Here is a 14,698-nt window from a genome sequence, read left to right as displayed (position 1 = left end):
CCGAATGCCCATCACCAGAACTCTACTTTAGTTCTCAAACCTTATATCTACTGCTCTAAATCCCTCTTACTCTCAAACCTAAAAACCCTCTCAAACACAAAATTTCGTATATTTGAAAGATTAAGAGGATTTATGTCAAAAACATCAGTACAGTTCGAGAAAATTATGGGTCAGTGCCGTGAACTTTTCAGTAAAAAATTACAGGATTACGGTGCAGCATGGAGAGTTTTAAGACCGAGTTCCATTACGGATCAGATTTACATTAAAGTCAACAGAATCCGTACGTTACAGATGACTGATAAGAAAATGGTGGATGAAAGTGAAGAAGATGAATTCATCGCAATTGTGAACTACTCGATTATTGGGTTGATACAACTTGAAAAAGGCTTTTCCAATGATTTTAACGAAAATAAAGAAGAGATTTTAAATCTTTACGATAAATATTCCACTGATGCCAAGAATTTAATGGAAAGAAAAAACCACGATTACGGCGAGGCATGGAGAGATATGAGAATTTCTTCCATCACAGATTTGATTTATCAGAAAGTTTTAAGAACAAAACAAATTGAAGATAATCAAGGAGTTACCATCGTTTCAGAAGGCCTTGATGCAAATTATTTTGATATGCTGAATTATGCTGTTTTCTGCTTAATAAAATTCTCCGAAAAAGAGAACAATGTTGAATCCAAAACTATTTAATATGATAAAAGGTTTATTACGTTTCGTTATTGCTGTTATTTTTATTCTTTCAGGTTTTGTAAAAGCGGTGGATCTGGTAGGTTTTTCCTTTAAAATGGAGGAATACTTCTCGCCTGCGGTTTTCAATATGCCTTTTTTTGAGAAATTTGCCCTGCTTTTTTCAATAATTGTTGTGGTTTTGGAGCTGCTTTTAGGATTTATGCTTTTATTAAAATTAAAGCTTAAATTCACTCTTTCAGCATTAATTGCGCTTTGTGTTTTCTTTGGTTTCCTTACATTTTACTCCGCATATTTCAATGTAGTAACGGATTGTGGCTGTTTCGGAGATGCCATTAAGTTTACCCCTTGGGAAAGTTTTATTAAAGATATTGTTCTTTTGGTAGGTTTAATTATCTTATTTATTCTTTATAGAAAAGAGTTTAAGAAAAAGGATGATCATAGCTCTACCACGAAAGATTCTTCCAGTAAATTTAAATATATTCTGTTGGGAATTTTTTCTCTGATTATGATTTTCATTATGTCTCAGGGAATTATGCATGAACCGATGATTGATTTCCGTGATTATAAAATAGGAACGGATTTAAAAGCTGAAAAGGAAAAAATCAACAAAAACCCTTCAGAATACAAAACTTTTTACTCTCTTAAAAATCAGAAAACAGGAGAAGTTTTGAAGGTAAATCAGGACGATTATATTAAAGAAACAAAATATTGGGAGGAAGGTTCGCCATGGAAAATTGAGGAAGGAAAAAATGAATCGGTCTTAATAAAAGAAGGTTATAAATCGGAGATTGTTAAGTTTAAAATCGAGGATCCGACTGGAATGGAAGCTACTGATGAAGTGATCAATGCCCCTAAAGCCATTCTGGTTTTCTCTTATCATCCAAAAGATATTTCACCTGAATTGCTTAAACAGGTTGAGGCTAAAGTTAAAAGTCAGGGAGCGAATGTTGTGTACGGAGTTTCCACCGACCCAAATACTTTTAAGACCGTTAAAAATATGATGATGGACGGAACTGCCATCAAAACCATTGCAAGGAGCAATCCTTTTGTTTTAATTTTACAAAACGGAAAAATTGTAGACAAACAGCCTGCGAAAGACTATGTGAAATAGTTAATTGTGAATGGAAAATGGTCAATTTTGAATTATGGATTTGAATTTTGAATCCGATAACTTTAAACAAAATTTTAAACACTAAACTTAAACTATAAAATTACAAATGCAAAAGTCAAATAAATCGATTGCCGGTTATCATTTATTAATGATTCTTTCCTCTGTGGATGGGGAGTTTGCTCCTGAAGAAGGAATGCTTGTTCAGCAATACTTAGCTGATGAATTTCCTTTTAAAATGGACCTTGATAACGAATTGGAAACCATCGCCCTACTGAAGCCGGAAGAATGGAAAGGTCATTTTGAATTCCATGCTCGTTGTTTTTTTGATGATTCTACGCAAGAGGAGCGTCAGAAGTTTGTACAATTTGCCAAAACCCTGATAAAAGCAGACAATAAGGTAACGGATGAGGAACATTCATTCTATAAGCTTTTGAAAAATCTTTGGAAAATTAATTAATTGAGAAACTAGATATTAGAAGCTAGATATAATTTAAAACTTACTGTAATTCTAGTTTCTAATCTCTAACTTCTATAAAATATAAATCTATGAGAAGAAAAATAGTTGCAGGAAACTGGAAAATGAACAAAAATGTAATTGATGCCCAACAATTAATGGTTCAATTATTAAGCTATAAAAACAATAATGCCACGAACTGTGAGGTCTGGATTGCACCTCCGTCTTTATATTTGATGATGGCGAAAGATATTTTCGAAAAAGACGAAATCGGTGTATTTTCTCAAGATATGAGTGAGCACGAAAGCGGAGCTTATACAGGAGAAATTTCTGCAGATATGCTGGAATCAATCGACGCAACGGGTTCTTTGATCGGGCATTCTGAGAGAAGACAATATCACGGTGAAACAGATTCTCACTGCAACAGAAAGATTAAATTGGCTCTTGATAAAGGTTTAATTCCTGTTTACTGTAACGGAGAAACCCTGGAACAGAGAAAAGCCGGTCAACATTTTGAAGTGGTAAAAAACCAGACTGAAGTTGCGCTTTTCACACTTTCTGCGGAGGAAATTAAAAAAGTAGTGATCGCTTACGAACCGGTTTGGGCTATCGGAACAGGCGAAACGGCAAGTCCTGAACAAGCTCAGGAAATCCATGCCCACATTAGAAATATTATCGCTGCAAAGTACGGACAGGAAGTGGCTGACGAAGTTTCTATTCTTTATGGTGGTTCTGTAAAACCGGATAATGCAAAAGAGATTTTTTCTCAGCCGGATATTGATGGTGGATTGATTGGTGGAGCGGCTTTGAAACTGGAGGATTTTTCTAAGATTATTGAGGCTTTTAATTAATATAGTATAACCAATTATTAGGTTATTATGAAAAGACTTAGTCAATCTTTTAGCGGAGCTTTAAGAACTTTTGCATATTTTATGGCAAGTGGAAGTCAATATACACTTCAAGGAATTGATTATCTATGCCTTTATGGAGAAGAACCTAGTGTAATTGAACAGACTTTTGCAATCTATGTAAATGTAATTGAACTTGATGAGGATGGGCAGGTTTTAAATGCAAAATATGCAGAAAAAAGAGCAACGGATTATATTAGAACCTATTGTGATTCGAGTTTCGTAATTGATCCTCCTTACGAAAACTGGGAAATTGCCTTGTATGATCCTCCTCCATTAAATGATTTAATTCAATATTAATCTTAAAATCGATTTAACGCAAAGATTTTATTATCTTTATTTTAGTAGGCAAGGCAAATAAATCTGCTCGCGAAGCGTGAAAACATAGCTTCATCAAATCAACTTGCTGATTATTCTTTGCTTACTTGTGTTGATTATACTAATTAAACTTGCGTAAAAAAATCTACGAAATTTAAACAAAAATATCACGAATATTTTCACAAATAAGCCACAAAATTAGATATGCAAATCCATATAATCTTCGGAAAATAAGTCTAAAACAAAAGCGGCGGCATCGAAGATGCCGCCGCTCCTTTACAAAATCTAATTATTGAATATCGACTATATACATCGTTCCTTTATCCTGTTTTCCTGTTTTAGGAAGAATTTTCGTTTTTGGGTTCCCGTTTCCATCGTCTGCAACTCCAAAATCATCATCATTGAAAATTGCCAGTTTATTATTTCCCAAATACACAATTCCTTCAAATTTATCATGCTCGTAACCCAGTTTTGCAACCAGATCAACAGCTAAAGTCTTCGTAACAGGCTTCAATCCTGTGGTGTTGATTTCATCCCAGGTGCTTTGCTCGAGCGTTTTCCCGTTGATTTTCATACCGTCAACGGCTGTAAGATCAGTTCCTGAAACATCGGAAGCATTGGAAAGATTAATTCTATACACTTTTTTAAGTCCGCCCACCGAACCGAAATTTCCGTCCCTTTCAATGACTAAAAATTCCGTATTGCTGATTGGGGTGATATCGCAAACAGAATCCGAAGCACCGCCGTCCTGTTTGTATAAATATTGTTTGGTCTGTCCTGTTGCAAGGTCAAAAGTTACAATTCTCGTTAAAGTTGTATTGGTTGCCAAAGCTTTTGTAGGAACATACATTGTCGACTGCATCGTACCTACCAGCATTTTTCCGTCTGGTGTCATGCACATTCCTTCCATTCCGCGGTTGGGTCTTCTTTTTGCGAAAACAGCGGGAAGTTTTCTGGCTCCTGTGTTTACACCAATCGGGCTAATTCTCTCCATTTCTACTCCATCTGCACTGTAATGAACCATGTGTGGTCCGTACTCATCAGAAACCCAGAAGGTTCCATCTGCAGCGGCAACGATACTTTCACTGTCTAAGCCGTAATTATCAGTTCCTAAAACACTTCCGTCTGCTGCATAGGCAGTTTCTCCTGTGCTTCCCATTCCGGCGGGATTTGGAAGACCGGTGATCAGTTGTCCGGAAGGATTTTTAAGCTTAATATATTTAAGCACTTCTATATTTCCGTCTGCATTAATTTTAAAATGCATGATTGTCGGTGTAAAGTTTGGAACTAAGATTTTAATACCGTTTGAATAGGCTACATTCGGGCCACGATCGGTAATTACATAAAACTCTCCCTTCCTTGTGGGATGCGCTGTTGCTCCGGAACCGAAACCTCCGTTGATAACGTTTACTCCGTTCAGAGTCATCAGGGTTGAAAAAGGGAATTCCTGCGGAAGTTTGGAATAATTAATCTCCTGATTATTTACATTATCATCATTACAAGCTACCAACGCAACAACTGCAAGTAAAGGTAATAAGAGTTTTTTCATGTTCACTTTTTATTGGAAGCGAAAGTAGATATTGATTGTAAACTGATCTTGAATTTAATAACAATTGTACTTTAATTTTACTCAAAAAAGACTTAGATAAAATCTAAGCCTTGTATAATTAACTTTAGTTTGAAATTATATGGTCTGATCTTCATGTTTTCCTTCCATGATCTCTTCAACCATTTTAGCATTGAAAGCAGGAAGATCTTTTGGGGTACGGCTTGTTACCAATCCATTGTCCACTACTACTTCACTGTCTTCCCAGTTGGCACCCGCATTTTTCAGGTCTTTACTGATGGAGTTTACGGAAGTCATATTTCTTCCCTGAACCACTTCCGCATTGATTAAAATCTGTGGGCCATGACAAATCGCTGCCACGGGCTTCTGTTGCTCAAAAAAACCTCTGACAAAAGACAAAGCTGTTTCATTGGTTCGTAATTGATCCGGGTTGATAACGCCGCCCGGCAAAACCAAAGCATCATAATCTGAAGCATTGGCCTCATCCAATGTCTTGTCGACGTTGTATTCCTGTCCCCAGTCTTTTTCGGCCCAGGATTTTATTGTTCCGGATTCCGGGCTGATGATATCCGCTGTCCAGCCTTGCTGCTCAAGGTGTTCTTTTGGTGATCTCAATTCACTTTCCTCAAAACCGTTTGTGGCTAAAATTGCAATTTTCTTTGACATAATTGTATGATTTTAAGTGTTGTAACTTTTTTAGTGGAAAAACAATGCCGTTTACGAAATATAAGTTTATAAAAATTGTTAAAAAAAATCGATACGCGAATGATCACGCGCAAAAAATTCCCCTTCTCTGGGAGTGGCGAAAATTCGTAAGAATTTTTGACGGGGGTGGTTTGAAAGTGTATGACTGTCATTCATAGCATCACCTAACACCCTAGCCGCGATAGTAACGGTTACCCCACAGCAGGAGCTGGCTCTGAAAGAATGCGGCTGCGCGAGGAGTATGAGTGGATAGCGCGAAACAGCTCCAAATAATTAAAAAAATAAAACGCACCAACATTTGTCAGTGCGTTTCAATTGATATTTTTTAAAGAAAATTATTTTTTCTCTTTGGTTGATCTCTGTAAAACCTCATCTACCATTCCGAAGTTTTTTGCTTCCTCAGAAGTCATCCAGTAATCTCTGTCGGAAGATTTTTCTACCCATTCATAAGTTTGTCCGGAATGTTCGGAAATGATCTCGTAAAGCTCCTGCTTTAGTTTCAACATCTCTCTCAGGTTGATTTCCATATCCGAAGCAACACCTTGTGCACCTCCTGAAGGCTGGTGAATCATCACTCTTGAGTGCTTAAGCGCAGAACGCTTACCTTTTTCTCCTGCAACCAGTAAAACCGCTCCCATTGAAGCTGCAATACCTGTACAGATAGTCGCTACATCCGGCTTGATGATCTGCATCGTGTCATAGATCCCTAATCCCGCATAAACACTTCCACCAGGGGAATTGATATAAATCTGAATGTCTTTTGAAGGATCTGCACTTTCTAAGAATAAAAGCTGCGCCGTAACGATATTTGCCACCTGATCATCGATTCCTGTTCCCAGGAAGATAATTCTGTCCATCATCAAACGGGAGAAAACGTCCATCTGGGCAACGTTCAACCTTCTTTCTTCCATGATGTACGGTGTAAGATTCGTTGGGCCATACATTCCCATATACTGATCGGTAACCAAACCGCTGTTTCCTAAATGCTTTACAGAGAAGTCTCTGAATTCTTTTTTAATGTCCATATTTCTATTGTGTATATTAAATTTTACAAAGTTTAAATTACAACTTTTATTCCTAAAATTTTATAGGACTTTTTGTCATAATGCTGATTATTTTAAGATGTAATCTCAACTTATCTGTCAGTATAAATCCCTGTAATAGCCGAATAATTTAAGATTTTTGCCAATTCTGTCGAAACCAAAGTAAGCATGTGAATTTTCTTCAGCAGTTCAAAATACTTTTCTTCATTAGAGTCTGCGTGCTCGGAGAGTTCTTTTTTAGTTTTTAAAATCAGGAAATTCACATATCTGAACTTATGAATCAAAATATCACCGGCCACTTGCTCGGGCATTCGATCTCCATAATTTGGCGAGTCTATATTTCTTGTTTTCCAGTCATTCAATTCACTGTAGATATTCATAGAACTGACGGCGGCTTTACTCAGCTCTTCATCCATTAACCCGAAGAAAAAGTTTCCTTTCCTCAATTCTTCCTTTTCAATGCCTTCTTTGATGTATTCTACAATCCTTTTATTCAATTCTACCTGAAATTCATAGCCGTCTTCTTCAAAATGGTGTAAAATTTCCTCAATTACCGTAATGTCATATTCCTGATGATCGGGAGTAGTCCTGTGGAGAACAATATCGCCGTAATTCAGCATATGGTTGATCAGTTCGTTTTCAAGCTTAGTAACGTTAAAGATAATCGGGTCAACATCTTCCTTACTTTCACTTACAATTTCAAGCTTTGCCGGCTGGGCTTCCGCTCTGGACTGGGCTTTTTGTGTCTGATTCTGAATTATTTGCTTCTGAACATCCAATTCATTAAACAAACTCTGCTCAGACAACCCGAATTTATTGGAAACTTCTTTAAGGTAAACTTCTCTTTTTAAAGCATTCTGAACAAAACCTACAGATTTTACAATATCCCTGATCGCTTCCGCTTTTTTTATAGGATCATTTCCAACTTCTTTTAAAAGGATCTCAGCTTTAAAATCAATAAAATCCATCGCTTCATTTTCGATGAATTTTTCAACATATTCCTGAGGATGCTTTCGGGCGAAAGAATCGGGGTCATCACCGTCCGGGAAAAGCAAAACACGGATATTCATACCTTCCGTCAGCAACATGTCAATACTTCGGAAGCTGGCCTTGATACCGGCATTATCACCGTCGAAAAGGATAGTAACATTTTCCGTTAATCTCTTAATAAGCTTAATTTGTTCCGTCGTTAAAGAAGTTCCTGAACTTGCCACTACATTCTCAATTCCGGACATGTGAAGCGAAATCACGTCCATATATCCTTCCACCAAAAGACAGACATTTTTTCTGGAAATTGCCTGTTTGCTTTGATTTAATCCGTAAAGAACATTGGATTTATGATAAATTTCCGTTTCCGGAGAGTTGAGATATTTCGCGGTTTTGACATTACTTTTAAGAATCCTCGCTCCAAAACCAAGTACTCTTCCGGAAAAGCTGTGAATCGGGAAAATAACCCTTTCCCGGAAACGGTCAACACCTGTCGGTGTGTTTTCAGGGAAGATGGAAAGTCCGGATTTTTCAAGAGCTTCCTTAGAATATCCTTTTTCTAAAGCATACGCCGTAAAAGCATTTTTCTGCTCTGGAGAGTATCCCAGTTGAAACTTTCTGATGATATCATCTTTCAGTTCACGCTCTTTAAAATACGCTAAACCAATACTTTTCCCTTCCTCAGAATCCCAAAGCGTTTCCTGGAAATAATTATTCGCAACCTCATGGATTTTGTACAGTACATCTCTTTCAGTGTGAGCCTGCTTTGCCTCTTCAGAAAAGTCTTTCTGATCTTCTTCAATCTCAATTCCATACTTTTTTGCCGCATGGCGAAGGGCTTCGGGATAGGTAAAATTTTCAATTTCCATTAAAAAAGAAATGGCCGTTCCCCCTTTTCCGGTCGAAAAATCTTTCCAAATCTGCTTGCTTGCAGAAACTACAAAACTCGGTGTTTTTTCATCATGAAACGGACTGAGCCCCTTAAAATTAGACCCTGCCCTCTTCAACTGCACATATTCTCCCACAATCTCTTCTACACGGATCGTTGAGAATATTTTGTCTATGGTCTGTTTGGAAATCATGATGTAAAAATAAGAATATGTTTTTTTATTTCTAAGGATTTAAATTTTAAAACAATAGCAAATAACCTGAAAAATTAGATATAAAAAAGATAATTAACTAATAATAAGCCATTTAGAATGTCTATGCGACTGTATCATGGAATCAATAAAAATTGCAACATACTATCAACCAATTTTTTAAAATAAAAAACCAAACGAATCCCAAATTGCGCTGATTTTCAGATACTTAAATTTATTTTAACTTTCATCTAAATAAATTTTGGGTACTTAAATATATCCAAAAAAACTGATTAAAACACAAATTATTTTTTAAGAATTCAAAGTTGAACCATCAAAAATAATTAAGATGAAAAAAATTACTTTTAAATTTAGAAAATGGGCATTTTTGACTGCTTTTCTTTTAGCATGCTCCTTTATTAATGCCCAAAAGAGTACGCGGGATTACCCGCTAGGAACCAATGTTGAATTTTTGAATCAGCTGCAGTCAAAATTGAAAACAACAGGTAATGAAAAACCAAACTTAATGCTTTATGTATCAAATAAAGAAGCATTACAATCCATGGTAAATTATCAGCATAGCAAAGACGATATATTGCATCTTGAAGGTGAAGTACAAGGAAATACTCCGGGAACTTTTAGAATTATAATTAATAAAAATCAATTGGAAGGCAATATTATATTTCCTCAAAATAAAAAAGCTTACAGCTATTATTCTGATACTAAGGGAAATGCATTTATAAAAGAGATGGATATTAATAAAATCGTTTGCGTAGATTTTCACGTTCCTACAACGGCTTCTTTGGTGGAAAAAAGCCAAAAGAGCACCCCCAATGTCAGTATTTCCAATCTGCAAAGTTTTCCCGGAGCTGCAGGATGCCTATTACTTGATTTTGACGGCCACACTGTTCCCAGCGGAAGCGGATGGAATGGCGGAAATCCTATTGTAGCGCTACCTTCAGGAATGAGCGATGCCAATATTTTGGAAGCCTGGGAGATTGTTGCTGAAGATTTCAGGCCTTTCAACCTGAATGTAACCACTGATGAGAATGTTTATAACAGCTATCCTCAAAACAAAAGGCGAAGATGCGTCATCACTCCTACCGACATTGTATCTCCGGGAGGTGCGGGAACTGCGCTTATCAACAGCTTTTCTTCGTTAAGCGATCTTCCGTGTTGGGTATTTACGTTATCATCCGGTATTTACGGGAAAATCGTGGGCGAGATTGCTTCTCATGAATTTGGTCATACATTTGGGCTCTATCACGACGGACAGGGCCAATATGCTTATTATTCAGGCAACGGAAACTGGGCCCCGATCATGGGAGTAAGCTATTATAAAAACGTAACGCAGTGGAGCAAAGCCGAATACTCGAATGGGTCAAATCATGAAGATGATCTCGCCATTATTTCCAATCCATCAACAAACGGAGTTGGTTACAGACAAGATAATCAAGGAGATACATTCTCGACAGCGTCTTATCTTACGACTTCTGGTGAGCTGGTAGAAGCGTCACAAAATAAAGGAATTATTGACCATACTAATGATGTTGATATGTTCTTGTTTCATGCAAACGGAGGAACGATTACATTAAAAGTACAGGCTTCGGAACGACACAGTGACCTGCTGCTGAAAGTACAGCTATACAACAGCCAGCATGTTCTGATTTCTTCATACACCGGAAATCCAATGAATCTCGGTGATCCTGTTGTTATTACTACAACCTTAGCTGCAGGCGATTATTATCTCGCCATCAGCGGAACCGGTGAGGGAACTCCCGATACAGGATACACGAACTATGCCTCACTTGGACTTTACAGTATTTCAGGAAACATCCCGAAAATTGGATTTTTAGGGGTTAATGAAATTGAAAATGTAAGTGTTTATCCCCGTGTCGTTAAAAATGAATTCACCATCGACCCGAAAAAAGGAAATTATGAAGTTCAGATTTTAAATAGCCTAGGACAGCTTTTATATAAAAAAATGATTGCTAATCAGACCCATCAGGTTCCGTTTTCCGACAAACCGATCGGGATGTATTTCGTCATCGTAAGAAATGCGAAAACCGGTTACCAGAAATCATTCAGCATTATTAAGCATTAAAATAAAAACTGCCTGTATTCTAAAAATTACGGGCAGTTTTATGTTAATTAATTTACCTCAAATCATTAAACTATTAAGATTATTAAAATATAATAAATTACTACACTTAAAAAGAATTGCCTGAATTTTAATTTTCAGTAATTTTGAATTTGAAAAAACACTCGAAAGATTAAATAAATAATGAAATACACGATCCATAAAATCGAAGACTGGCAGGAAATAGTAGACAAAATTATTCCCCAGCTGGAGCACAATATTCTTTTATTAAAAGGAAATCTTGGGGCAGGAAAAACTACTTTCACCCAATTTTTGCTTAAAAATCTGGAAAGTAAGGATGAAGTCAATTCTCCCACCTATTCTATTGTTAATGAATACAATACACCGAAAGGGAAAATTTATCATTTCGATTTATACCGGTTGAAAAACATCGAAGAAGTCTATGATATCGGCATTGAAGAGTACCTGGATAATGCTTTTCTCTGCATCATCGAATGGCCGGAAGTGTACGAAGAAGAGCTTTACGGACTTAAGTATCATGAAATGAGCATCATCAATACCGGACAAAGCAGAGAGATATCATTCGAGTAAATATTATGTATCTTTGCTGTTGAATTTCATTGTAAAATAACTATCTGTAAGAACGTAACAATTTAAAGGATGAGTACTACAAATATTTTTACTCCTTTTACCGAAGAGGAACTGATGCCGAAAGAAGAAAAACTGGAAGTTATCAGAAAAGGAAAACAATTCAGCATAGGAATCCCAAAAGAAACCTCTCTGAATGAAAGAAGAACTTGTATCACACCCGATGCAGTACAGGTTTTGGTAGAACATGGCCATGAAATTATCATAGAATCAGGAGCCGGGGAAGGTTCATTTTTTACAGATTTACAATACTCTGAATCGGGTGCAAAAATCACCAATGATCCGAAAGAAGCATTTTCTCAGGATTTGATCTTAAAAATCAATCCTCCTACAGAAGTGGAAATTGAGTATATGAAACCAAATACGTATCTGGTTTCGGCACTTCAAATTAATTTGAGAGACAAAGATTATTTCCTGAAACTTGCAGAGAAAAAAGTCAACGCCATCGCCTTTGAATTCATTGTAGATGAGTATAAGCAACTAGCGTTGGTAAGGCTTGTAGGAGAAATTGCAGGAACAGTTTCCATACTCTACGCTTCCGAACTTTTAGCCTTATCAAATGGATTGATGCTGGGCGGAATTACAGGAGTACGACCGGCGGAAGTAGTGATTTTAGGAGCAGGAATCGTTGGAGAATTTGCCACAAAAGCCGCCATTGGTTTAGGCGCCAGTGTAAGGGTTTTCGACAATTCACTTTCAAAATTAAGAAGGCTTCACACTTTGGTAGACAGCAGGGTTCCGACATCAATTATAGACCCAAAAGAGCTTGGGAAAGCCATAAGAAGAGCAGATGTTGTTATCGGCGCACTTCCAAGGCTGAATATGACGCCTATCGTGACCGAGGACATGGTCATGAAAATGAAAAAAGGCAGTGTCATTATTGACATCACCATCGACAACGGAAAAGTCATTGAAACGTCCGAGCTTACTACCATGGAAGAGCCTTATATCATCAAACACGGCGTTATCCACTGCGGACTTCCGAACCTTACTTCAAGAATGCCGAGAACTACTACTAAAGCAATCTCTAATTTCTTCCTTTCCTATATTTTAAATTACGACGAAGAAGGCGGTTTCGAAAACATGCTGGTTCGCAAAAATGAAATGAAACAGAGCCTTTATATGTACAAAGGCAGACACACCAAAAAAATCATCTGCGACCGTTTCGGGCTTACTTATCACGATATCAATCTTTTAATTTTCTAATGAAGAAACTCAAATTCTACTTAATCGGGCTTATTCCGGGGCTTATTATCGTATTTTTTATTTTAAACAAAAAAGGTGCTAGCTGCAGCGGCTATTTGCCTAACAGCCGCGTTATTGCGGAAACTTTGTCTAAAGATTTTAAGTATTCCAAAAGTTTTAAAACGGAAATGAATGCTTTAAAAATTGATGAAAAATTCCTTAAGGATAGCATTATCACAAAAGGAAAAGTAGATTTTGACAAAAGCCACGCACAAAAAAAACCGTGTCCTGATTATCTTCTCACCTATCCTGAAAAAAATCCGACATACGAAATCACGTTTGAAAAATGTGAGGAAACCACAATGATGAAAACTCTGAAAAAACTTAAATAAGAAAAGCTAATTTCTATTCTATGGAAGGCAATTACTACATGATTCAAGATTATCTGATATTCATTGGAGTATTTGTCATTTTCTTTTTTTTGACGGTTGGCATTTATTTATTTAGTCAAAATCACAAAATTAAGAAAAAAAATACCAAGCTTTCGCAAACCAATAAAATAATTGAACAAAGATTAAACGAAGTTCAGCTCGAGCATATTGGCACAAAACTGAACCCGCATTTGTTTAAAAACATTTTAAATTCTGTTCAGTCGCATGCTTACCAGACCTATATGTCTTTGGATAAACTGGCAAACGTCCTGGATTATATTTTATATGAAAGCAACAACAAGTTTGTGAGTCCAAAAGAAGAATTAAATTTCGCTTTAAGTTTAATTGAAATTAATAAAATCAAGGTAAATCCACTTTTTGATTTCAGAATTAAATTTAAAATTAATAAATCGGATGAAATTTACGAAGAGAAAGTTTTTGCTCCGTTGATTTCAGTTGACCTTATTGAAAACGCTTTTAAACACACAGATTTCCTGGCTCAGGATTCATTTATTTCCATTCAGATGGAGCTTGAAAATGGCATTTTCACCATGAAAGTAAGCAACAGAGCATCATTGAAAAATGTGCTGGAAAAAGAGAAAAGCGGTTTCGGAAGTCAATCTCTGGATCAGCGGCTGAAAATGATTTACAATAATTTTTATTCTCTTCAAAAGAATTCAAAAAACGGTATCTTCACTGCGGAATTAACAATCAATTTAGGAGAATTCTATGATAAAATGCGTTATTCTTGACGATGAGCTATTGGCAATCAGCTACCTGAAACTTCTATGTGAACAAATTGAAAACGTGGAAGTTGTAAAAGCTTTTAATGATCCTAAAATATTCTTAGCCGAAATTGAAAATATTGATTGTAACGTCTGCATTTTAGACATTGAAATGCCGGGAATGAATGGCCTGCAAGTCGCAGAACTCATTTCATCAACAAAAAAAATCATTTTTACGACCGCTTACAAAGAATATGCAGCCGAAGCTTTTGACCTGAATGTCGTGGATTATGTAAGGAAACCCATTAAGAAAGAAAGATTGATGCAGGCATTTGAAAAGACAAAAAACCTCCTTCAACAGCCTCAGAAAAAGGACTTTATCGAATGGAATACCAATATCGGCAAAACCACTATTTTCACCAGCCAGATCATGTATATCAAGACCTCCGAGATCGACAGCCGCGATAAAGATATTGTCCTGAATGACGGAACAGCCATTGTTTTGAAGAATCTAAGCTTCAAACACCTTTTGGAAATGCTTCCTTCCAAAGATTTTGCACAGGTCAACAAAAAAGAAATTATTGCTTTATCTTCTATTAAAATTTTCTCGACCAACGAAATTATTACAAGCATTTCCACCGAAGGAGAGAATTTTTTAAAGCTACAAATCGGGGATGCTTACAAAAATTCGCTGATGGAGATGTTTGGTAAATAAAATACCGTTTTACTTTTAATGC

The 14,698-nt window shown here is 36.5% G+C and carries 15 protein-coding genes; 11 read left to right on the top strand and 4 right to left on the bottom strand.

Features of this window, described 5'->3' with window-relative positions:
• Window positions 1–132 precede the first annotated feature (132 nt).
• From ATE47_RS03805 to ATE47_RS03785, 5 genes are all read left to right on the top strand, one after another.
• Window positions 133–699: a DUF1599 domain-containing protein gene (locus tag ATE47_RS03805; protein ID WP_062160708.1), complete on the top strand. Its 567-nt coding sequence runs from the start codon at window positions 133–135 to the stop codon at window positions 697–699.
• A gap of 1 nt (window position 700) precedes the next feature.
• On the top strand, window positions 701–1,810 hold the full coding sequence (locus ATE47_RS03800) for a BT_3928 family protein (RefSeq protein WP_062163436.1): 1,110 nt from the start codon (window positions 701–703) through the stop codon (window positions 1,808–1,810).
• A 106-nt stretch (window positions 1,811–1,916) separates the two neighbouring features.
• Complete coding sequence (locus tag ATE47_RS03795) at window positions 1,917–2,267, top strand: tellurite resistance TerB family protein (RefSeq protein ID WP_062160707.1); 351 nt, start codon at window positions 1,917–1,919, stop codon at window positions 2,265–2,267.
• A gap of 89 nt (window positions 2,268–2,356) precedes the next feature.
• The gene (tpiA, locus tag ATE47_RS03790) at window positions 2,357–3,115 is read left to right on the top strand and encodes a triose-phosphate isomerase (protein WP_062160706.1); all 759 of its coding nucleotides are present in this window, start codon (window positions 2,357–2,359) and stop codon (window positions 3,113–3,115) included.
• A gap of 27 nt (window positions 3,116–3,142) precedes the next feature.
• Window positions 3,143–3,472: a DUF7677 family protein gene (locus tag ATE47_RS03785; RefSeq protein WP_062160705.1), complete on the top strand. Its 330-nt coding sequence runs from the start codon at window positions 3,143–3,145 to the stop codon at window positions 3,470–3,472.
• A 307-nt stretch (window positions 3,473–3,779) separates the two neighbouring features.
• On the opposite strand, the gene ATE47_RS03780 is transcribed toward ATE47_RS03785, so the two are convergent.
• The 4 genes from ATE47_RS03780 to dnaG all read right to left on the bottom strand — a co-directional run bounded on the left by ATE47_RS03780 (window position 3,780) and on the right by dnaG (window position 8,874).
• Entirely contained in the window at window positions 3,780–5,039 is a 1,260-nt protein-coding gene (locus tag ATE47_RS03780; RefSeq protein WP_062160704.1) for an esterase-like activity of phytase family protein, read from the bottom strand.
• A gap of 135 nt (window positions 5,040–5,174) precedes the next feature.
• Complete coding sequence (locus ATE47_RS03775; protein WP_062160703.1) at window positions 5,175–5,723, bottom strand: type 1 glutamine amidotransferase domain-containing protein; 549 nt, start codon at window positions 5,721–5,723, stop codon at window positions 5,175–5,177.
• A 374-nt stretch (window positions 5,724–6,097) separates the two neighbouring features.
• On the bottom strand, window positions 6,098–6,787 hold the full coding sequence (clpP, locus tag ATE47_RS03765) for an ATP-dependent Clp endopeptidase proteolytic subunit ClpP (protein WP_062160701.1): 690 nt from the start codon (window positions 6,785–6,787) through the stop codon (window positions 6,098–6,100).
• Between the two features lie 110 nt (window positions 6,788–6,897).
• Entirely contained in the window at window positions 6,898–8,874 is a 1,977-nt protein-coding gene (gene dnaG / locus ATE47_RS03760) for a DNA primase (protein ID WP_062160700.1), read from the bottom strand.
• Window positions 8,875–9,220: 346 nt separating this feature from the next.
• On the opposite strand from dnaG, the gene ATE47_RS03755 reads away from it, so the two are divergent.
• From ATE47_RS03755 to ATE47_RS03730, 6 genes are all read left to right on the top strand, one after another.
• Window positions 9,221–10,975, top strand: a complete 1,755-nt coding sequence (locus ATE47_RS03755) for a T9SS type A sorting domain-containing protein (protein ID WP_062160699.1) — start codon at window positions 9,221–9,223, stop codon at window positions 10,973–10,975.
• 180 nt (window positions 10,976–11,155) lie between these two features.
• Window positions 11,156–11,563, top strand: coding sequence for a tRNA (adenosine(37)-N6)-threonylcarbamoyltransferase complex ATPase subunit type 1 TsaE (gene tsaE, locus ATE47_RS03750; RefSeq protein WP_062160698.1), 408 nt, complete (start codon window positions 11,156–11,158; stop codon window positions 11,561–11,563).
• 69 nt (window positions 11,564–11,632) lie between these two features.
• A complete protein-coding gene (locus tag ATE47_RS03745) occupies window positions 11,633–12,826 on the top strand; it encodes an alanine dehydrogenase (protein WP_062160697.1) in 1,194 nt (397 codons plus the stop codon).
• Window positions 12,826–13,197: a hypothetical protein gene (locus ATE47_RS03740; RefSeq protein ID WP_062160696.1), complete on the top strand. Its 372-nt coding sequence runs from the start codon at window positions 12,826–12,828 to the stop codon at window positions 13,195–13,197. Before ATE47_RS03745 ends, ATE47_RS03740 begins: the two co-directional genes overlap by 1 nt.
• A gap of 20 nt (window positions 13,198–13,217) precedes the next feature.
• Window positions 13,218–13,988, top strand: coding sequence for a histidine kinase (locus tag ATE47_RS03735; RefSeq protein WP_082632474.1), 771 nt, complete (start codon window positions 13,218–13,220; stop codon window positions 13,986–13,988).
• Window positions 13,966–14,676, top strand: coding sequence for a LytR/AlgR family response regulator transcription factor (locus tag ATE47_RS03730; protein WP_062160695.1), 711 nt, complete (start codon window positions 13,966–13,968; stop codon window positions 14,674–14,676). Before ATE47_RS03735 ends, ATE47_RS03730 begins: the two co-directional genes overlap by 23 nt.
• Window positions 14,677–14,698 lie beyond the last annotated feature (22 nt).

It is taken from the genome of Chryseobacterium sp. IHB B 17019, assembly GCF_001456155.1.
Classification (GTDB): domain Bacteria; phylum Bacteroidota; class Bacteroidia; order Flavobacteriales; family Weeksellaceae; genus Chryseobacterium.
This window is presented reverse-complemented; position numbering and strand designations above follow the sequence as displayed.